Origin of the sequence: Occallatibacter sp., assembly GCF_035317045.1 — a bacterium.
GTDB lineage: Bacteria > Acidobacteriota > Terriglobia > Terriglobales > Acidobacteriaceae > Telmatobacter.
In genome coordinates, this window is sequence record NZ_DATHHT010000026.1 from 1 (window position 1) to 19,530 (window position 19,530).

Genomic DNA, 19,530 nt, shown 5'->3' on the forward strand with positions numbered 1-19,530 from the left:
GCTTGATGCAGGAATCATCGGCCGAGAGGCACCGTTGCGTAGAGGCAGATCCTGATCAGACCAATTGCGCGCCCTCCGGAGCGCGCCCAGGAATTCTGTGCTTTTCTCTTGACTTGGACTTACATAGACGTGGACTACCCGTGGACTACCCGGACCTTACTAAAAATGGTGCAATTTCCACGTGGGCGATGAAACTTGTCTCACCGAAGGGGTGCACCCCAGTCCCTTGTCAACCCCCAGATCCAAAAATTTGTTCCAACCCCCATATCTTTCAGCAACTTCCCGCCACCTCCGTTTTGCAGGTAATTTCCCCCTTCTGCCGCACAATGGAATTGCATTCAAATCCTTTCCGTCTCAGGAGCCCGCCATGACTCGCACCACCGTGTCGACATCGTCTGTTACTCCCTTCTGCCGATTCCCTGCCCGCCGCTTCTTCCCCTAAGCCATTTGCGGACTGATATTTGCGGCCAACTCCTTGCGCAGGAAATACTTGCCGCCGCACCCGCAAACCTAAACCACTGAAAACACACCCTCCAGGTTCCAAAAACCGGGTGGGGGGGTACAGGAGAAAACCATGTTCCATGAATGCCGGCACATCAAGACCGACGGACTGCGCTGCCACGCTGCGGCCCTTCGCAACAAGCCGTGGTGCTACTTCCACGCCAGGCTGCATCGCTTGCACAACGCAAATCTTCCCGATAGCCAGAAATTTCAGCTGCCGCCCATCGAAGATTCGTCTTCCGTCCTCATCGCCGTCGGCTAGTCATCCGGTCTCTCAATTCGCCCTACATGGATTGCCGTCGCGCCGGTCTTCTCCTCTACGCGCTGCAGATCGCCGCGCAACTCACAGGCCGAACCAATAAAGCCGAGCCCTCCGAATCCGTGCGGTCCCTCTACAACCTCGCGGGTGCTCCCATCGACCCCTCTTCAACTGCATTTGACGATGACGCCGAATTGCTTGCTCCCGACAAAACCGTCTGCGAGCCTCCACACGACTGCCCCAACTGTCCCCGCCAGGAAACCTGCGAAAACTACCAGGAATCCGACGACGATCAGCAGGAGGATTCCGATGACGATGAGGAATCGGACGACGTTGAGGGTTCCGAAGACGAGCAGGACGAAGATGATCTCGAATCCGGCGACAACGAGGATGACGACGAATCAGAAGACGATGATACGGACGATATGGAAGACGATGAGTGATAGCGACAAGCAGAAATCTTTCCTGTGACACTGTCGCCAAAACGAATGAATCCCGGCGATAATCTGCCACTTCGCACTGACTCAGCCCTTCATCCGTCTAATCCTCAGCCGTCCCGATAAACTGATTACTGAGGTTCTTGTGCGTCGATTCGTTCTCGTTTGCGCTCTCTTTTGCTCACCCTTTCTTTTCATCCCATCTCATGCACAGGAGCATCCGCAGCCCGCACCGGATGCTCCTCAGCCTGCCGATCAGGCCATACCGGCCGAACTTGCCGACGCCGAAACCTCCATCGCGAAATCCGACTGGAAAACGGCTGCCGATAAACTCGACGCTTATCTCGCGTCCCACTCCACCGATGCGCGCGCCCTCTTCGACGCCGGATATGTCGCCGACCACCAGGATCATCTCGATGAAGCTGCCGGCTTCTACCGCCGGGCTCTCGGCGCCAACCCCAATTCCTTTGAAGCGCACCTGGCGCTCGGCCTGTTGCTTGCGCGGCAAGGCAAGAAGAGCGAGGCTCATACCGAACTGCTCGCCGCCACTACCCTCGACCCCGGCGAAGCCGGCCCGGCCCTGAAAGCTCGCGCCTGGCGTGCCCTTGCTCGTCTCGACAGTCCCGGCCCCGACGGCGACGGAAATCCCAACCTGGCCTCCAGCGAATTGCTCGAGGCCCTCAAAATTACTCCAGAAACAGCGAGCGACACCCTGCTAGCCGCCGGTCTCGCCGAAGCTTCAGGCCAGCACGACGCCGCCGAGGCCGCATACCGTCGCGTTCTCGCAGGGGATCCAAAATCCGTCGCCGCCAACTCGGGCCTCGCCCACGTTCTCATCGAAAGCAAACACTATCCCGAAGCGGAAAAGCTTGTCCGCACCGCGATCGAGCAAACACCCGACGATCCCGCCCTCAATGCACAACTCGCCACGGTACTTGCAGCACAGAACGATGCCGATGCTCTGCCGATGCTCCAGAAGCTCCACGCCGCCCATCCCATGGACGCTGCGATCACCCGCATGCTTGCTGATGTTCTCGCCCAGGCCGGCCAATTCGAGGCTTCCAGCAATCTTTATCTCGGTCTGTTGAGCAAGTCTCCCGATGATGTCGAATTGCTCGTCGCCCGCGGGCAGAATCTGATTCGCCAACAGCACTTCGCTGAGGCATTGGCTTCCTTCGACAAAGCCTCCAAACTCGACTCCGCCAACGCCGATGCCTGGAGTGGAATCGCCTTCGCCGCGTCCAAACTGCATCAGCCCGCGCTCGCCGTTCACGCCCTCACCATGCGCTCAAGATTTCTCCCGGATGTGCCAGCAACCTACTTTCTATGGGCCACATCCTATGACTCATTGAACGACCGGAACGCCGCAATTACCTACTATCACCACTTCCTGGATTCATCCGGCGGCAAATTCCCAGACCAGGAATGGCAGGCACGCCAGCGGCTCCAGGTGCTGGAAAAGAAATAGTGGCGTCACATTCAAAAGACAAGATTGTGACATTTGTTTGATACCTTCGAATTAAAGTTACTCTCGATACGGTCTTTTCTCTTGCAGGTTCTCTAAATATGCTCCTATAGTCGCTTAACTGTAGGTCGATTGGCTGTCTTGGCAAAAGCTGGCACCGGTTTGAAGTAGTAAGGGACAGAGCTTCCGAGCTGTATTTTCTGCAAAAATACCGACGAGTGTGCACATCGGCACAGCACGGGACCTTTAGGTTTTGCTTTAATTCCGCTCCAGCGGAGGTTCCTCATGCGGTCTCAAGGTTGGTCGACCATCGTCCTCGCTATCGCAGCTTTCTCCATTCCCGCGTTTGCCTCTTCCGCCGACGATAGGCCGGTTGACCAGGACACCATCACCGCTCTCGAAGCCCGCATTGTCCAGGCCCAACCGCGCGAGCAATGCTTCCTCTATGCTGAACTCATCCACGACATGACGGAGTTCAGCGTCAAGCAATACGCCGCCGGCGACGTCGACAAGGCAAATTCCCTGCTCAAGCAGATCCAGGCACTGACGCATAAAATGCATCTCAGTGTCCGAGAAAACGACAAGCGCCTCAAGAACGCGCAAATCCTTCTGCGACACACCGCTTTCCGCCTCACTGAGATGCTGCACAACAGCAGCTATGAAGATCGCCCCCTGGTCGAGGCCACTCTTGCCCAGGTGAACAAGGCCCAGGACGAGACGATGCTTGAAGTTTTCCGTAAGTAAAGTCTGCCTCGCTCATTCTTTTTTTATCCGATCCCCGAGTATCCCTGCATCGCGCGGCTTCTCGCCTGTTGCTCTCTTGTGATTCAATGAGATCCAAGGTGCATTCGCGTATGCGTCTCGGCTTCTTCCCCTTCGTCCGGTTAACTCTTCTCTCCGCTGCCTTACTCACTCCGTTAATCGCCCTCGCGCAACAAAAGCAACACGACGTTCTGACCGAAGCCCAGGTCGAAAAAATCCGCGAAGCCGGCATCGATCCCAACGTGCGCATCAAGCTCTACACTGAGTACCTCAACGACCACGTGAATACCGTCAAAGGCCTCACTAATCGCGCCAAGTCCGACGCCCGCGCATTACACCTCGACAAGGAATTGCAGGGTGTCACAGAGCTGATGGACGAGCTCGGCTCCAACCTGGACGAGTATTCCGATCGGCACGCGGATATCCGTATGGCGCTTAAAACTCTCGCTGACGAATCGCAGCACTGGCTCACCACGCTCAAAGCTCTCGCAGGCGAAGAACCCTTCGATCTCTCACGCAAAGAGGCTATCGAAGCGGGCGAGGATCTGACAGACCAGGCCCAGCGCCTCCTTCGCGAACAGACCGACTACTTCCTCCTCCACAAAGACGAAAAGGGCCAGGAACGCGCCGAACCCAAACCACAGCAGCAGTAAACCGTACCTTCACAGCACACTGTTCACTGCCCACCGTGCACTGTCCACTCGTTCGGCCCCAATATGCTAATTTCAAACGTGGTGGCTGCTGATCTTATCCCTATCTTCCAGGAGGAATATCGTGCCTTGCGCCCGCGAGCGCCGATGCCTCCCTTCGCGGTTCGATTCCGCCGCTTCACGTCGCTAAACACCACCATTCGTCTGCGCGAAGGCAAAATCTTCGTCAGCCTCTCCGATCTCATCGAAGGAGCGCCAGAGAGCGTCATCCGTGCCATCGCACACATCCTGCTGGCCAAGCTCTACAAGAAATCCATCAACCCATCGCACAACGTGCGCTTCAAACGCTTCACCACCAGCGCCGCCGTCACGCGCCAGACCGAAATCATCCGCCATGCCCGAGGCAGCAAACGCTACTCCGGCCCGCAAGGCCACTTCTACGACCTTGAAGAAGTCTTCGACTCTCTCAATCTCCGCTTCTTCGGTGGACTTCTCGGCCGCCCCGAACTTACCTGGAGCGAAGGAATGGCCAAACGCTCCCTCGGCCACTACGACGCCGCCCACAACACCATCGTTGTCAGCCGCGTCTTCGACCGCCCCTCAAGCCCGCGCTACGCCATCGACTACCTGCTCTACCACGAAATGCTCCACCTCAAGCATCCAGTCAAAATGCGCGGCCTCCGCCGCTGCGTCCACTCCCGCGAATTCAAAGCCGACGAAGCCCTCTTCCCCGAGCTGCGCGAGGCCCTCGCCTTCATCAAACGCCTTTAACCCCGAGTGAAACAAAAATCTGGGCATCCCATCCATGACTCAGTCATGGGTGGGAAAGCACGAACCAACGCGTTATCATTCTCCCCGACATACTCAAACCCATTTTCCGGGAGCCCAATGACCGTGCCATCTTTTAACCCAGCTCTCACGCGCCGCAAATTCATCCAATCCGCAGCCGCTGCTGCTGCCGTGTCGGTCAGCCCTTTTGCGCGCGCCCGCCGCGTCCCGGCACACGAGCGCATCACCATCGGCGTCATCGGCTGGGGAATGATGGGACCCGCCAATACCAAGTCCTTCCTCGGCTTCGATGATTGCCAGGTTGTCGCCGCCTGCGACATTGAGAAGAATCATCTGCAACAAGCCGTCGACACCATCAACACGCACTACGGCAACAAGGACTGCTCCGCCATCCACGACTACCACGAGATCATCGCGCGCGACGACATCGACGCCATCATGATCGCCATTCCCGATCACTGGCACGCCATCGTCGCCACCGAAGCCGCCGCACGCAAGAAAGACGTCTACGGCGAGAAGCCCCTCGCCCGCACCATCGCCGAACAGCAGGCCATCGTTCGCGCCGTTCACCAGAACAACATCATGTGGCAGACCGGTTCCTGGCAACGCTCACTCCCTCAATTCCACAAGGCCGCCGAAATCGTCCGCAACGGCCTCATCGGCAACGTCACCCACGTTGAAGTCGGCCTACCCGGCGCGCCGCACGACTTTCCCACCACCGTTCCCGGTTTCCTCAAACGTCTCTCCACCGTCTCCGACAAGATCAAGGACCCCTCGCAGGTTCTCCCCGGCACACCTGCATGGGATCTCGCTGTCACGCAGCCTCCGCCCGATCTCGACTACGACACCTGGATCGGGCCATCCAAAATGGAGCCCTACATCGATGCCCGCGTCTATCAGAACTGGCGCTGGAACTACAACACCGGCGGCGGCCAGCTTCTCGACTGGATCGGCCACCACGGCGACATCGCCCACTGGGGCCTGGGGTTCGACCTCAGCGGCCCGTCTGAAGTATTCGGTCATGGCGAATTTCCGCCCGCCGACGCCGTCTGGAACGTCGCCCTCAAATACACCGTCGAATGCACCTATCGCAAAGAAGTCACCGGCTATCCAAATGACGTGTCGCTGACCATCGGCGGTGGCTCTCCCGCCATCAGCATGGGAACCAAGTGGATCGGTACCGACGGTTGGGTCTGGGTCGATCGAAGCGGCTTCGATGCCTCCAATCCCGACTGGGTGAAGATGGATTCCCTGCCCGACAATCTGCGCAAGATCCCGCTCTACAAATCGTCAGAGCATCGGCGCAACTTCCTCGACAGCGTCAAGTCGCGCAAACCCACCATCACCCCCGTCGACGTTGCGCATCACTCGCTGATTCCCGGCCATCTCGGACTCATCTCCATGCTCGTTGGCCGCAAACTCCATTGGGATGTAAAACAGGAGAAGATCCTCAACGATCCCGAAGCCACCGCGCTCATGACCCGCGAATACCGCGCGCCCTACAAGCTCGGATGAAGCGATGAGAATCACCTGAAGCGCCGCCTTGCAAGGAAGGGCACGAACAGATCGCCACAGCCCCGTCAAACTCGATTTCTGCGTTTTCTCCGAATTTTTCTGCACGGTCTGCTACTCATCTGCTACATTCAACTTAAGATATAATATACACATAACAATGGGCTTTTATAAATCGACCCATCGTCGTCTCTCCGCTCAGCCCTACATTCTGAAGTTCGTGGCACGAGACTCTTTTCGAAAATCCGGGTCTATGGAGGTGGAAAGCCCTCGTTTGCAAGAAGCTCGGTTGCGTTATCAATGCTGAGTTCGAAAGATCCCCGATTCTTTCCGACAAGAGGCGCTGTGGCGCTCATGCAAGAATGAGAGAATTTAGACAATTCCAGGCCCCTTGCCCGTGTAATCTCTGCAAAAATAAGACTCCTGTTCACTACCATGTCCGCTCTCGTGTCACTTGCGCGGTTGAGCCAGACGTTGAAATTCGATGCCTCGCTGACTTGTTTCCTTCGGAGTTCCATTGTGCCGAACAAAGAATGAACGGAGACGACCATGAACAGTCCTACCGCACGTCGGGTGCTCGTCCTCGATGATGAGCGGGTAATTGCCAATACGTTGGCCCTCATCCTGAACCGCAGCGGATTCGAAGCCCGCGCCGTCTATACCGCCGAAGCTGCAATCAAGACCGCCCGCGAACTCCTGCCGGATTTTCTCATCAGCGATGTCATTATGGAGGGCATGACCGGCATCGACGCGGCAATCCGCATCACCGAAATCGTTCCGCAGTGTCACATTATTTTGTTCTCCGGACAAGCAGCGACCGCTGACCTGCTCGCCCGCGCCGAGGCCAACGGCCATCGCTTCGAATTACTTGTGAAGCCCGTGCATCCGCGCGTTCTCCTCGACCGCCTCCGCGAGATCCATTGATTTGCCATGCACGGAGCGTTCCGCATTCTTGAAGGCTGTATTGTCTGCTGAAATCAAAGCGGTCAAAGGATGCCGCCCGGCCGGTCAAGCCGCCTTCGACAACCGCTCGCTGGCAGCATCCGGGTCGCTGAACGGCTGGCGCGCAGCCCACCATACCAGGCCGGCCCCTGCAACCGCAGACCCCAAACTCGCCAGTTGTGCATTCGAGAGTCCCCAAAGCACCTTGGGATTGCGGCGGATAAACTCGACAAGGAAACGTGCGATGCCGCTCAGCACGAGGTACTCGCCTACGATCGCCCCGGTCCCGTGCTTCTTGCCGCTTCTCCACCAAAGGTACCAGCCAATCAGCAACCCCATGCCAAGTTCATACAGCGGGGTAGGATGCACACGAACGTCCGGCGGCGTGGGCTCAATCCCATTGGGAAAGCTCATGCCCCAGGGCAGCTTCGTTTCAATCCCATAGCAGCCGTCGCCGGATAAGAAACATCCGATCCGTCCGATGCCATAACCGATTGCCGCCGCGGGCGCCGCAAGGTCCAGCGTGCGCAAACTCCCAATCTTTGCCCACCAGCCTTGAAAGACCAGCGCCGAAATCCCGAAAATCAGACCGCCAAACCACGCGAACCCCGCCGTATCCCAAAGAACACGCCATCCCATCTCACGAAATTCGCTCGGCGTATCAATCACATGCCACAGTTTCGCGCCTACAATTCCGGCCAAAACGGCGATCGCGACCATCCCCACCGCATCGGCATCGATGCTCGCACGTTTGAACCCTCGGTCCATCACCCATGCCGCCACCACCGCCGCAAGCCACAACATCAGCCCAAAGGTGGGAATCTCGGGGTGCCAGAAATGGAGATTGAGATGGAGATACGGAATCATTCTCTTCCAGTATAGACGGCCGCAGGATTGATCCGGTTCTCGGCCATCTGTTTGATCCCACCCGGATTCACGCCAATTTTTCACAGGTTAAGATGCAGACGGCCGATCAACTCGCGCGATACTGTTTCCATGGCCACCATCACTTACCAGGGACTTGAGGTTCTCTATACGCGTCAACAAATTGCCAGCCGAGTCGCGGAAATGGGTGCGCAGATCACCCGCGACCTCAACGAAGAGAAGCTTGTGATGGTTGGCGTACTCAAGGGCGCTGCAATCTTCCTCGCCGACCTCGCCCGCTCCGTTCAGGTCGACGCCACCTTCGATTTCGTCGCCGTCTCCAGCTATGGCAAAGGCCAGCGCTCCTCCGGCGCCGTCAAGCTCATCAAGGATCTCGATGAACCCATCGAAGGAAAAAACGTCCTCATCGTTGAAGACATCCTCGACACCGGCCTCACCCTCGCCTACCTGCGCAAGATATTTCTGCAACACAAGCCCAAGACTCTGCGCATCGCCGCACTCCTCGACAAGCCCTCGCGCCGCATCGAGAAAATCGACGCCGATTACGTCGGCTTCCCCATACCAAATTTATTCGTCATCGGGTATGGAATGGACTATGCCGAGCGCTATCGTAACCTGCCCGACATTTGCCTCATGGCCCCCGACCACCCCGAATAGCCGTACACAGCCAGATCTGCAACGCGAGGATCCTGCATCTGCGGATGTATGGATAAATCTGGGTGCTGCTAAGTCTTTGTACTCACTCAAGCCCCGAGGATACCGATCCACATGACCAGCGAGCTCGAAACCCTTCGCAACGCCTACCGCGATTTCAACTCCCGTAACATCGATGCGGTAATCTCCTGCATGCACCCGGAAGTCGAGTGGGCGAACGGTATGGAAGGTGGCCACGTCCATGGAAAGGATGAAGTTCGCGCCTACTGGACGCGTCAATTCACCATGCTCAATCCCCACGTCGAGCCGATCCAAATCGAGCCAGATGAACACGGCAATTGGGTGGTCGAAGTGCACTAGGTCGTCCACGATTCTCAAGGCAACCTGCTGCTCGACACTACCGTCTACCATACGTACCGATTCCGCGACCGACTGATTGCCCGCATGGATATCAGCCAGCCACAAGAAATGGCCGCGCCAAACCAATGAGCGGGTCCGCGATTCCTTTCGTCATCCCGGTGTATCGTGTGCCGTTGGCTCAACAGAACGCGAAGGGCTATACTCAACAGCCGGAATCAATGAAGCAAGCCGCCCCATTCATAGAGCGGCGCGGGAAAGAAGAGGAGCAAGAAAATGCCAGCAATCACTCCCATTCGGGACGAAGATCTTGAATTTGATCATGGAACATTCGATTCAGCCGCATTCACCAAACAGGCCCTTTCCTCCTGGCAATCTCTCGCACAAGTCATTGACCATACCCTGCTGAAACCCGAAGCCACACGCGAACAGGTCGAAAGCCTCTGCGACGAAGCCATTCGCTACCGCTTTGCCTGCGCCATGGTGAACCCCGTGTGGGTCCCCGTCGCCGTCGAGATCCTCTCCGGCACTGGCATCCCCGTCGGCGTCGTCATTGGATTCCCTTTCGGCGCTTCCCTCGTCTCCACGCTCCGACAGGAAGCCGCGGCACTTGCGCGCCTCGGCGCCAAAGAACTCGACATGGTCATTCCCATCGGCCAACTTAAGAGCGGCAACCACCATGCCGTGCAGCACACCGTTCATGCCGCCGCCACTATCGCGCATCACAACGGCGCGCTCCTCAAGGTCATCCTCGAAACGGCAATGCTCACCGTCGAGGAAAAACTCCGCGGCGCGGAGCTCGCCATCCAGGCCGGTGCCGACTTCATCAAGACCTCCACCGGCTTCGGTGGCGGCGGCGCAACTGCCGCCGACGTAGCCCTCATGCGTGGTGTTGCCGGGGGGCGCTGCGGCGTCAAGGCTTCCGGCGGAATCCGCACCCTCGCCGACGTCAAGACCATGCTCGAAGCCGGCGCCAACCGCATCGGCGCCTCCGCCTCCGTCACCATCGTCCGCGAACTCGGCGCAGAATAGTCCGCGAATTCGAAGTTGAGTCGACGCCCTTCGCCTCTCACCTGGCGTTCATGGACTCTCTCTTTGTCCTGTCCCAGGAATTTCGCGTCTCACGCTGAGCGCAGCAGCCTGGAGCCCGTTTCGCGAAAACAAAGGGGGGAAAGCGGAGCGAAGGATCTGCTTTTGGCGCCGTTTCGCGAAACCAGCTCCTTCTAATCTTTACTCCCTGCTCTTGTATCATTAACTCCAGTCCCCTCATGCCTTCTACCCCGCCCATCACCCGCCCGGAACCCGAGTATGAAGGCGACTACCGCCCCGCGGATCCCGAAAACCCGCACGCCCATATCGACCCGCAAAATGCTCGCATTGAAACCACCGACCTCGCGTTTCTGGCCCACATGGCAGACACGCTCAACACCACCCTCGACCTCCAAACCCTTCTCAATCGCACCTCGGAGCTCGTCCGCTCCATCATTCCCTATCGCATCTTCGCCATCTTCCTCCTTAACGACCGCACGAACGATTTGCGCATGCGCTTCCAGATCGGCCACACTCCGGAAGCAGCTCGCATGCGTTTCCCACTGGGCAAAGGTGTCATCGGCCAGGTCGGCCTCAACCGCGAACCCATCCTGCTCAATGACGTTACATGCAATGAACACTACATTCCCGCCACCCCAGCAGTCTGCTCTGAACTCGCCATTCCCCTCATCGCCAAGAACCGCCTGATCGGCGTACTCGATCTGGAGAGCGAGCAGCCTGATTTCTTCAAGCCCGAGCACCTCCATCTGCTCACCCTCACCGGCTCGCGCATCGCGCAGGCCATCGAAAACGCGCGCCTCTACACCCGCGTCTCCCGCCAGGCCGAGACCCTCGCCGTCCTCAATGAAATCTCTACTGAACTCACATCGATCCTCGATCTCGATCCGCTTCTCGCCAAGGTCGGCCAGCTTCTCCGCCGCCTTATCGATTACCAGATGTTCACCATCATGCTGCTCGACGAAAAAGGCGAGACCCTTATCACGCGCTATGCCTGGCGCTTCGGCTACGCGCAGGCTCCCATGCGCCGCATCTCCGTCACCAGCGGACTCGTCGGCGCCGCCGTGCGCGAGTGGCGCCCCATCAATGTCCCCGATGTGCGCAAAGACCAGCGCTATCTCCCCATGAACGCCGAAACAGGCTCCGAACTTGTCGTGCCTCTTTTCTACAAAGAACGCGTAATCGGCGTCCTCGATCTCGAGCACACGCGCGCAGCTTTCTTCAATGAAGACCACGTGCGCACCCTTACCACCATGGCCGCACAGGTGGCCATCGCCATTGAGAACGCACGTCTCTACCAGGCCGTCAAACGCCAGGAGCAGCAACTCGAACGCGACATCGCCATGGCCCGCGAAGTTCAGCTTCGCTTGCTGCCTAACTCGCCGCCCGTCCACAAGCACGCGGAATTCGCCGTCAGCTTTTTGCCCGCCCGCACCATCGGCGGTGACCTCTACGACTTTCTCGAATACTCGCCCGAACAGACCGCCATCGTTCTCGGCGACGTCAGTGGCAAGGCCGCACCTGCCGCACTCTTCGCCGCCCTCGTCAGCGGAATCATGCGTTCCGCGGCGCAGCAAAAGCTCGCGCCCGCTGCGATGCTTGCCCTTCTCAACGACGCACTTCAGGAACGCAGGCTCGATTCGCAATACGTCGTCATGCTCTTTGCTCTCTGGAATGACGAGAACCAAACGTTGCAGGTCGCCAACTCCGGCGCCGTGCAGCCCGTCTTCTGCCGCAGCGGTGAGTCCGTCACGGTTAAAGCCGAAGGCTTTCCCCTTGGCATGTTCCCCAACGCCACCTACGAGGAATTCAACGTCGCCACGCAACCTGGCGACGCCATCGTCTTCGTATCAGACGGTATCCTCGATGCCGAAAACGAAAAAGGCGAGATGTACGGCGAAGAACGCCTCGCAACTCTTCTTTGCGGCAGCCGCGATCTGCCCGCGCAGCACATCGCCTCCGCCATTCTCTCCAGCGTGACGCAGTTTCAAGGAACCAAAGATCGCTTCGACGACGAAACCATCATCGTCCTTCGCGTTAGGTGATCTCACTTACACTGTCGTCGAATTAGTCACACATACGGTGTCATCTTGAGCGGAGCATGCTGGGGGCCCGTTTTGCGCAGGCGAAATGGAGTAAGCGCAGCGAAGGACCTGCTTCTGAACCCTCCAGGTGTTTCTTACTCTCTACTCCCTCGCACTCCTCCATTAAACTAAAAAGGACCTCACCCTCCCGGAGCCCCTTTGTCCACCGTCACCAAGGAACGCATCGTACGCCCCGCGCGCAACATCCTCGGCACCCTGCGCCTGCCCGGCGATAAATCCATCAGCCATCGCTATGCCATGCTCGGCGCATTTGCCGAGGGCACTTCGCGCTTCTCCAACTTCTCCACCGGAGCCGACTGCGCCTCTACCCTCGCCTGCATGCAGGCCCTCGGCGCAAGAGTCCGCAACCTCGACGACGGCCGCATCGAAATCGACGGCGTAGGCGGCCGCGTCACACCAGCGAACCATCCACTCGATTGCGGAAACTCCGGCTCCACGATGCGTATGATCTCCGGCCTGCTCGCGCCGCAGAAAGGCGCCTTCACGCTCACCGGCGACGCGTCTCTCTCGCGCCGCCCCATGGATCGCATCCGGAGGCCGCTGTGGGGAATGGGCGCGCGCCTCGACCTCACCGACGGCCACGCACCCATCACCATAAACGGCGCACAGCTTCACCCCATCGACTTCACTACACCCGTCCCGAGCGCACAGGTCAAAACCTGCGTCCTGCTCGCCGGCCTGCAGACCACCGGCACCACTATCGTGCGCGAAGCTCTCCGCACGCGTGATCACAGCGAACTCGCTCTCCGTGCCTTCGGCGCAACACTTACCCGCTCCATAGACTCGATCACCATCACCGGCCCGCAAACCCTGCATGCCATGGATGCAACGGTCCCCGGTGACATCTCGTCCGCTGCGTTCTTCCTCTGCGCCGCAGCGCTCTTCCCAAACTCTGGACTCATCCTCGACGGCATCGGCCTCAACCCCACCCGTGCCGCACTTCTCGACGTCCTCACCACACTCGGCGCCCGTATCGCCGTCCTTCAAATCGAGGAATCGCACGCTGAACTCGTCGGCACGGTCCAGATCACAACCGATCCTGAAGGCCTGCGCTCCACGGAAATCAGCGGCGCTCTCGCCGCTCAACTAATCGATGAACTCCCCGTCCTCGCTGCTATCGGTCCCTACACCAGCGGTGGCATCCGTATTCGTGACGCCAAAGAACTCCGTGTCAAAGAATCCGATCGCATCGCTCTCGTCGCGCGCAATCTCCGAGCCATGGGTGCTGAAGTCGAAGAGTTTGAAGATGGCCTCGACGTCCCCGGCGGCCAGCAGCTTCACGGCGCCGTCATCGACTCCGGCGGAGACCATCGCATCGCTATGGCCTTCAGCATCGCTGCACTCCGCGCCGAGGGAGAAACCCTGATCCAGGGCGCAGACTCCACTGCCATCAGCTTCCCAGAATTCTTCGACCTGCTAGACCTAGTCGCCGAACGCTGAGCGTCAGGCAGCATAAATGCGAAAGCACAAACCTCAACCACAAAAACAAAAAGGCCCGGCATTTCGCCGGGCCTTTCTCGCACAAATGAACTACCTGCTCGATGGCGGAGCCGTCGGCTGCGCCGGCATCGGCGTTGTTGTCGGCTGTGGTGTTGTGCTCGCCGGCTGCACACCCTGTATCGTCGGCGCCGTATTCACCGTTCCCTTAGCCGCATCCTGCAGGTTGATGCCGTAGTGTTGGAGTGTTGTTGCCAGAATCTGGTACAGTCCCGCGCGATCCTTTGCGAATGCCGCATTCGCCGCGATCAGGTTGTTCTCCCCGGTGGCGAGATTGCGCTCCTGCAGCAGCACGTTGGCTGTTGTCGAAGCACCAAGATGCAGCTTCTTCTGCTCCGCATCGAGACTCTGCTGAGCATAGTCGCGCGCCGCCAGCGATGCCTGTACTTCCGCGCGATCATTCGTAAGCGCGAACTGTGCATTCACCACCTGCATGCGAATCTGCGTGTACAGCTGCGCCAGCCGCAACTCAGCCTGGCGATACTCCATCAGCGACCGCGCCTGCTGCGCCTGCGCGGAACGGTTACGGATCGGAATCGTCATGCTGAACCCGACGCCCTTGTCCGGCGCCGAACTGTTAAAAAGATTCGTAAGCACCGTGCCGTATCCAGTTGAGGGAAGCGTGTCCGGCGGGTTGGGCTGTCCGGTTTGGAAATTCGTCCAGTTCGGGCTTTGCGATCCACCTAGCGCGCTCGACCCATAGAAGCCGTAGACATCCAGCGCCGGCAACAACTGGTTCCGCGCACCCTTCAGCGTAATCTCATCGTTGCGCAGTGTCAGCGCAGCCTGTTCCAGTTCCGGCCGGTTCTTGAATGCATCCTGCACCAATTGCTCAACCGGCTGGCTCTCTTCTGAAAGTTGGTCAAGAGTGATGCGATCTGTCGGAATCACGGGGGCCGTTGCCAGCGCCGGGTCGTTCAGGTCCCGAGCAATCGCCTGCTTGATAATCTGCTGCTGATAATTCAGCGTGTTCTGGGAATTGATCAGTGCCTGCTTGTCGGTGGCAACCGTCGAATCAGCCTGCACCACATCCAGCGGTGCCATCGTGCCAATCTCCAGTTGCTTATGCGTATCCCCAGAGAGCTTCGTGCTTTGATCCAGAGCGCGCTGCTTCGCTTGCACGTCCTCGTACGCGCCCACCAGCCCCCAGTAGATGCTCTCGACCTGGTTCACTGTGTAAAGAATCTGCTCCCGGAACACAGAATCTGAAATGCGCCGGTCGTTGACCGCCTGGTACATGAAACGCTTGTTGATCCATATTCCAGCGCCTTGCAGCAGGTGCTGCGTCACCGTCGCCTTGAAGATCGAGTTTAGTTCCGGGCTGAATGCGGTAAATGGATTGTCGCTGGTAATGCGGTTGTTTGTGATTGTTGCCTGCAGCGCCGTGCCGGTAACAAAACCCTGGTTGTAGCCGAATTCGTACAGGTTCGTATTGGTGGTCAGCGCATTCTTGCCGCCCGAAAACAGGGTATTTGATTGCGGCTGCCGCGCGCGTTCAAACTGAACGGTTCCAGTGACATTTGGATCGAGCAGTTCCGGTTGCGGTCCTGCGCCTGCCGTGGTTAGCGTTAATCCCTGCGAGCCCGATCCAGCGCCACCTGAACCACCCGTTGTTCCACCAGGTCCGCCGCCCGTCGTCAACACTGAGGCCGATCCACCCAGCGTGCCCGTCACCACTCCCGACGGCGCACCCAGCGGCGAAAAGCCTGCCTTCGTGCGCAGAATATCGGTATCCGCAATGTCCAGGTCGTACCGCGCAATCGCGATGTCGTAGTTGTTCTCAATCGCCAGCGCAATCGCATCCGACAAGCTCAGGTAGATCTTGCCGTCCTTCACCAGGTTGTCGAGCCGCACCGAATTCGCGAAACTCGCCTTCCCGATTGAGGTCGGCCGATACGCGTTGATCGGGTTCCCTAACAAAGGTCCAAACGGCTTTGAATAATCGCGACCGGTTGGTCGCAAATCCAGTGGCTGCGTCAGAACCGGCGCCGGTGCCACCGGCAACTGTGACGCCTGCTTCTCTGGCTGCTTCGCGCCTGCTCCGCTCACCCCACCCGACTGTTCTTGCGCAAATCCTGGCGGAATTCCCGCAGTCAATGTCAGCATCACCGCTGCTATCGCCCGCAAACGCTGCGGTCCATTGCGCTTCACCTTGCTGCCAGCTGTTTTTTGATCCTCAAACACACGAATACCGAACAATTGCATGTTTCCTCTCCACGAGTCGCTGAGGCATGTGGGGTGCCGTTCTACATGACGTCCAGAGAACCCTTCCGGACGCAAATTTGGGCTATTGCGCAGCGCTTTCCGTTCCCTTGCTTCACTTGACCGTATGGTCATCAAGCATTACGCGCTCCGCTGGCGGTTCGTTCCCTTGATTCCAGACCGCCCGTGCGCACATTGACACGAAAACCTGAGTATATCCCACCGGATATCCCTGACCGGATCGCCCCTTTTGGTCAACTATCCTGTTGTTTACCCTGTTATCTACACTGGTACCCGTGACTGAAGCTTCTCAGGCCGCGTCGCAACAAACCCGCACGTGGAGATTGACTCTCGCCTACGACGGCACCGATTTCCACGGTTGGCAAATTCAACCCGGTGAACACACCATCCAGGGCGAATTGCAGTCCGCCCTCGGCCGCATCGTCGGCGAATCTCCCCTGCCCCAAGGGTCAGGCCGCACCGACGCCGGCGTACACGCTCTCGCCCAGGTCGCCACCTTTCAACTCCAGGCGCGCATCCCACCCTCGAATCTCATCCGCGCCCTCAACCGCACTCTTCCCTCGTCGATTAGAGTTTTAGAGGCAGAAACGGTACGAAGTACCTTCCACGCCCGGCACTCCGCTGTCGCCAAAACCTACGAGTACCGCGTTCTCCCCATCGAACCCGCCTGCCATCAGATCTGCCCGCCCTTCCTCGCGCGCTACGTCTATCCCTACTCCTGGCGCCTGGATCTCACTTCTCTCAATGCCGCCGCTGTCGCCTTCGTCGGCGAACACGACTTTCGCAGTTTCGCCGCCACCGATCCCGATCTCGCAACCCGTTCGCTGGACTCCAACGAAGACAACGCCATTCAAACTCAACCTCGGGGTCCCCAGCGACAGGTCTTCGTCGCGGGGGTGGAAGCCCGCACCGCCATCCGCACCATCTACTCCTCCGCGTGGCACCAACAGACCACCGACGGCTTCAACCTGCTCATCTATCGCGTGCGTGGCAACGGATTCCTCCACCATATGGTGCGCAATCTCGTCGGCACTATGCTCGATGTCGCCCGTGGCTACATGCACCTCAACGACATCCCCGCAATTCTCGCCGGCCGCGATCGTGCTCTCGCCGGTCCCACTGCCGCAGCACGTGGCCTCTTCCTCCACTCTGTCGAATACAACGAGGCTGACGTGCTTTCTCAAACTCCATGAACTTACGTCACAAAGTCTTCGCCGTCCTTCCTGCTACTCTGAAATCGCATGGCGATCTTCTCGCGCAGCACGGCTTTCACCCGCGTAACGGCAATCGCCGCACAGCGCGCCGTGCATGCTGCGTTTACGTGGATGCACAACAATCCCAAAACGCTCATCGATCGCCAGGCCGAACTCGTTGCCATTCCCGCGCCACCCTTCGGAGAAGAAGCACGCTCCAAATGGCTTGCTGCGCGCTTCGCCGAAATCGGTCTCGCCAACATCCACATTGACCCCGTCTGCAACGTCATAGGATTCATCCCGGCAGCCCATCTTCCCGCCGACAGCACCGGACCCGTCGTCGTTCTCTCCGCGCATCTTGACACTGTCTTTCCTCCCGCCACACTCCTCAATCCCAGGCTCACCCGCGACGATGGCGCAAATCGCCTCGCCGCTCCGGGAGCATGCGACAACGCCGCCGGCGTCATCGGCATGCTCGCTCTTGCACAGGCCATCCTCCACTCCAAGATCAAGCTCGCCGTTCCCCTCATCATTCTTGGAAATGTAGGCGAAGAAGGCGAAGGCGATTTGCGCGGTGTCCGCCACTTCTATGAGCAGCGCGCCCTTGCCGGCCGCATCGCAGCCCATATCGTGCTCGATGGTGCGGGTGCTGACTCCGCCGTTGCACAGGCTCTCGGCAGTCTGCGCTTTCAAGTCACCATCAGCGGTCCCGGCGGCCACAGCTTCACCGACTCCGGTACGCCCAATCCCATTGCCGCATTGGCCGCCGCTCTCGCGACCGTTGCGCGCACTCCACTGCCTGAAAAACCAAGCACCACTCTCAACCTCGGCACAATCCATGGCGGCACCAGCGTCAACTCCATCCCCGAGAGCGCCACTGCCTCCATCGACTTCCGCTCCACCAGCGCCGACGAACTCCTCCGTCTTGAAGTTGCTCTGCACCGAGCCGTCGAAGATGCCGTCGACCAGACAAATGCTGCCCCCAAACATCTCGCCCAACGCAATCGCGGCTCACTCACCTTCACCATTAAGAAAATTGGCGACCGCCCCGCAGCACAACTCGCCAGTGACTCTCCTATCCTTGAAGTCCTGCGCGCCGTCGATCGTCACCTCGGCATTCCAACCGATCTGCGCCTCGGTTCCACTGACGCCAATATACCCATCTCCCTCGGCATTCCTTCCCTTTCCATGGGCGCGGGCGGCGACGGCGGCGGCGCTCACACACTCGCCGAGTGGTACAGCGACAAAGACCGCGAAATCGGCCTCCGCCGCATCCTTCTCCTTACCGTAGCTATGACCGAATGGGCCGCCGAGCAGTAGCACACATCTTCTTTCTTCGAATGGTGAGCGTGTCATCCTGAACGGAGCGCTTTGGTGCCCCGCGAACGCTTGCATTCGTGGAGCTTGCGAAATGAAGGACCCGCTTCTCGCGATCTCCATCCCACCACGACCGGGGTACCCATCCAATTCGGCGCGAAGGCGCCTTGCACCGCCTTCGAGAGCGCAGCCATTCATCCCTCCAAACATGCTGGCGGTCACGAACTGCTTGTATCTTTCCTGCCTGCTGCTCTAGCCTCGGGGCGATTACAAGAGCCTCAATTCCCGTGGAGACCGTAATGAAAACGCCGTTTCTCTCTTCGATTTGTCTCGCATGCGCCCTGGGTGCCAGTGCTGTCGCAATGCAGGCGCAGACCCCTGCCAACTCCACCGACAGCACTGCACCCAGCTATGACATGAAGGCCCAGGCCCTTCTTGACCTGGAGGCCGTGAACAAGAAGTGCGTCGATCTCGCCCAGGCACTTCCCGCCGACAAGATCACCTGGCGCCCCTCGCCCGACACCCGGTCCTTTGCTGAAGTGTTTCTGCATGTTGCCGGCGAGCGCTACGGATTCCTCGGCATGTTGGGCGCGACTCCACCAGCGGGGTTTAAAGCGGGAGAATACGATAAATCCACAACCGACAGGGATCGCATCGTCGAGGCTCTGAATCAGTCCTGGGACTTTACCAGCAAAACAATCAATGGCATGAGTAACGCGGATTTCGCAAAGCTGCTGCCAAAGCTCGGCCCGCAGGCGAACGAGGGCGACGTTGTTTATCTCCTCGTTGCCGACGCGCACGAGCACCTCGGCCAGCTCGTCGCCTACGCGCGGCAGAATGGCATCGTGCCTCCCTGGACCGTGGAGCGGCAGAAAAAGAAGGCAGCCGCTGCCGGCAAATAGAAGCGCGTTCCGTAAGCATTCATGTGCTGTGCG

General features: G+C 58.9%; 18 protein-coding genes. 16 read left to right on the forward strand and 2 right to left on the reverse strand.

Annotation, left to right across the window (positions count from 1 at the left end; all coding sequences use genetic code 11):
- Positions 1-574: 574 nt before the first annotated feature.
- The 8 genes from VK574_RS12715 to VK574_RS12750 all read left to right on the forward strand — a co-directional run bounded on the left by VK574_RS12715 (position 575) and on the right by VK574_RS12750 (position 7,299).
- The gene (locus VK574_RS12715) at positions 575-763 is read left to right on the forward strand and encodes a hypothetical protein (protein WP_472800214.1); all 189 of its coding nucleotides are present in this window, start codon (positions 575-577) and stop codon (positions 761-763) included.
- Between the two features lie 26 nt (positions 764-789).
- Positions 790-1,203, forward strand: a complete 414-nt coding sequence (locus VK574_RS12720; RefSeq protein ID WP_472800215.1) for a hypothetical protein — start codon at positions 790-792, stop codon at positions 1,201-1,203.
- A gap of 139 nt (positions 1,204-1,342) precedes the next feature.
- Positions 1,343-2,665 carry a tetratricopeptide repeat protein gene (locus VK574_RS12725; RefSeq protein WP_472800216.1) on the forward strand — a complete coding sequence of 441 codons (1,323 nt, stop codon included), beginning with the start codon at positions 1,343-1,345 and terminating at the stop codon, positions 2,663-2,665.
- 282 nt (positions 2,666-2,947) lie between these two features.
- Positions 2,948-3,406 (forward strand): hypothetical protein, encoded by a 459-nt coding sequence (locus tag VK574_RS12730; protein WP_472800217.1) that lies wholly within the window; start codon positions 2,948-2,950, stop codon positions 3,404-3,406.
- A 98-nt stretch (positions 3,407-3,504) separates the two neighbouring features.
- Positions 3,505-4,077, forward strand: a complete 573-nt coding sequence (locus tag VK574_RS12735; RefSeq protein ID WP_472800218.1) for a hypothetical protein — start codon at positions 3,505-3,507, stop codon at positions 4,075-4,077.
- A gap of 144 nt (positions 4,078-4,221) precedes the next feature.
- On the forward strand, positions 4,222-4,845 hold the full coding sequence (locus tag VK574_RS12740) for a SprT-like domain-containing protein (RefSeq protein ID WP_472800219.1): 624 nt from the start codon (positions 4,222-4,224) through the stop codon (positions 4,843-4,845).
- Positions 4,846-4,962: 117 nt separating this feature from the next.
- Positions 4,963-6,378 carry a Gfo/Idh/MocA family protein gene (locus VK574_RS12745; protein ID WP_472800220.1) on the forward strand — a complete coding sequence of 472 codons (1,416 nt, stop codon included), beginning with the start codon at positions 4,963-4,965 and terminating at the stop codon, positions 6,376-6,378.
- A gap of 546 nt (positions 6,379-6,924) precedes the next feature.
- On the forward strand, positions 6,925-7,299 hold the full coding sequence (locus tag VK574_RS12750; protein WP_472800221.1) for a response regulator: 375 nt from the start codon (positions 6,925-6,927) through the stop codon (positions 7,297-7,299).
- 84 nt (positions 7,300-7,383) lie between these two features.
- Here the strand turns inward: VK574_RS12750 and VK574_RS12755 are convergent, their stop codons facing one another.
- Positions 7,384-8,184, reverse strand: coding sequence for a prolipoprotein diacylglyceryl transferase (locus VK574_RS12755; RefSeq protein ID WP_472800222.1), 801 nt, complete (start codon positions 8,182-8,184; stop codon positions 7,384-7,386).
- Between the two features lie 129 nt (positions 8,185-8,313).
- On the opposite strand from VK574_RS12755, the gene hpt reads away from it, so the two are divergent.
- From hpt to aroA, 5 genes are all read left to right on the forward strand, one after another.
- Entirely contained in the window at positions 8,314-8,859 is a 546-nt protein-coding gene (hpt, locus tag VK574_RS12760; protein ID WP_472800223.1) for a hypoxanthine phosphoribosyltransferase, read from the forward strand.
- A 111-nt stretch (positions 8,860-8,970) separates the two neighbouring features.
- A complete protein-coding gene (locus VK574_RS12765; protein ID WP_472800224.1) occupies positions 8,971-9,216 on the forward strand; it encodes a nuclear transport factor 2 family protein in 246 nt (81 codons plus the stop codon).
- Between the two features lie 273 nt (positions 9,217-9,489).
- Entirely contained in the window at positions 9,490-10,245 is a 756-nt protein-coding gene (deoC, locus tag VK574_RS12770) for a deoxyribose-phosphate aldolase (RefSeq protein WP_472800225.1), read from the forward strand.
- A 236-nt stretch (positions 10,246-10,481) separates the two neighbouring features.
- The gene (locus tag VK574_RS12775) at positions 10,482-12,305 is read left to right on the forward strand and encodes a SpoIIE family protein phosphatase (RefSeq protein ID WP_472800226.1); all 1,824 of its coding nucleotides are present in this window, start codon (positions 10,482-10,484) and stop codon (positions 12,303-12,305) included.
- A 198-nt stretch (positions 12,306-12,503) separates the two neighbouring features.
- On the forward strand, positions 12,504-13,805 hold the full coding sequence (gene aroA / locus VK574_RS12780) for a 3-phosphoshikimate 1-carboxyvinyltransferase (RefSeq protein ID WP_472800227.1): 1,302 nt from the start codon (positions 12,504-12,506) through the stop codon (positions 13,803-13,805).
- A 90-nt stretch (positions 13,806-13,895) separates the two neighbouring features.
- On the opposite strand, the gene VK574_RS12785 is transcribed toward aroA, so the two are convergent.
- Positions 13,896-16,067, reverse strand: a complete 2,172-nt coding sequence (locus tag VK574_RS12785; protein ID WP_472800228.1) for a TolC family protein — start codon at positions 16,065-16,067, stop codon at positions 13,896-13,898.
- A 293-nt stretch (positions 16,068-16,360) separates the two neighbouring features.
- Between VK574_RS12785 and VK574_RS12790 the strand changes: the two genes are divergently transcribed.
- The 3 genes from VK574_RS12790 to VK574_RS12800 all read left to right on the forward strand — a co-directional run bounded on the left by VK574_RS12790 (position 16,361) and on the right by VK574_RS12800 (position 19,497).
- Positions 16,361-17,278 (forward strand): tRNA pseudouridine synthase A, encoded by a 918-nt coding sequence (locus tag VK574_RS12790; RefSeq protein ID WP_472800229.1) that lies wholly within the window; start codon positions 16,361-16,363, stop codon positions 17,276-17,278.
- Positions 17,279-17,326: 48 nt separating this feature from the next.
- The gene (locus VK574_RS12795; RefSeq protein WP_472800230.1) at positions 17,327-18,598 is read left to right on the forward strand and encodes a M20/M25/M40 family metallo-hydrolase; all 1,272 of its coding nucleotides are present in this window, start codon (positions 17,327-17,329) and stop codon (positions 18,596-18,598) included.
- Between the two features lie 296 nt (positions 18,599-18,894).
- On the forward strand, positions 18,895-19,497 hold the full coding sequence (locus VK574_RS12800; RefSeq protein WP_472800231.1) for a DinB family protein: 603 nt from the start codon (positions 18,895-18,897) through the stop codon (positions 19,495-19,497).
- Positions 19,498-19,530 lie beyond the last annotated feature (33 nt).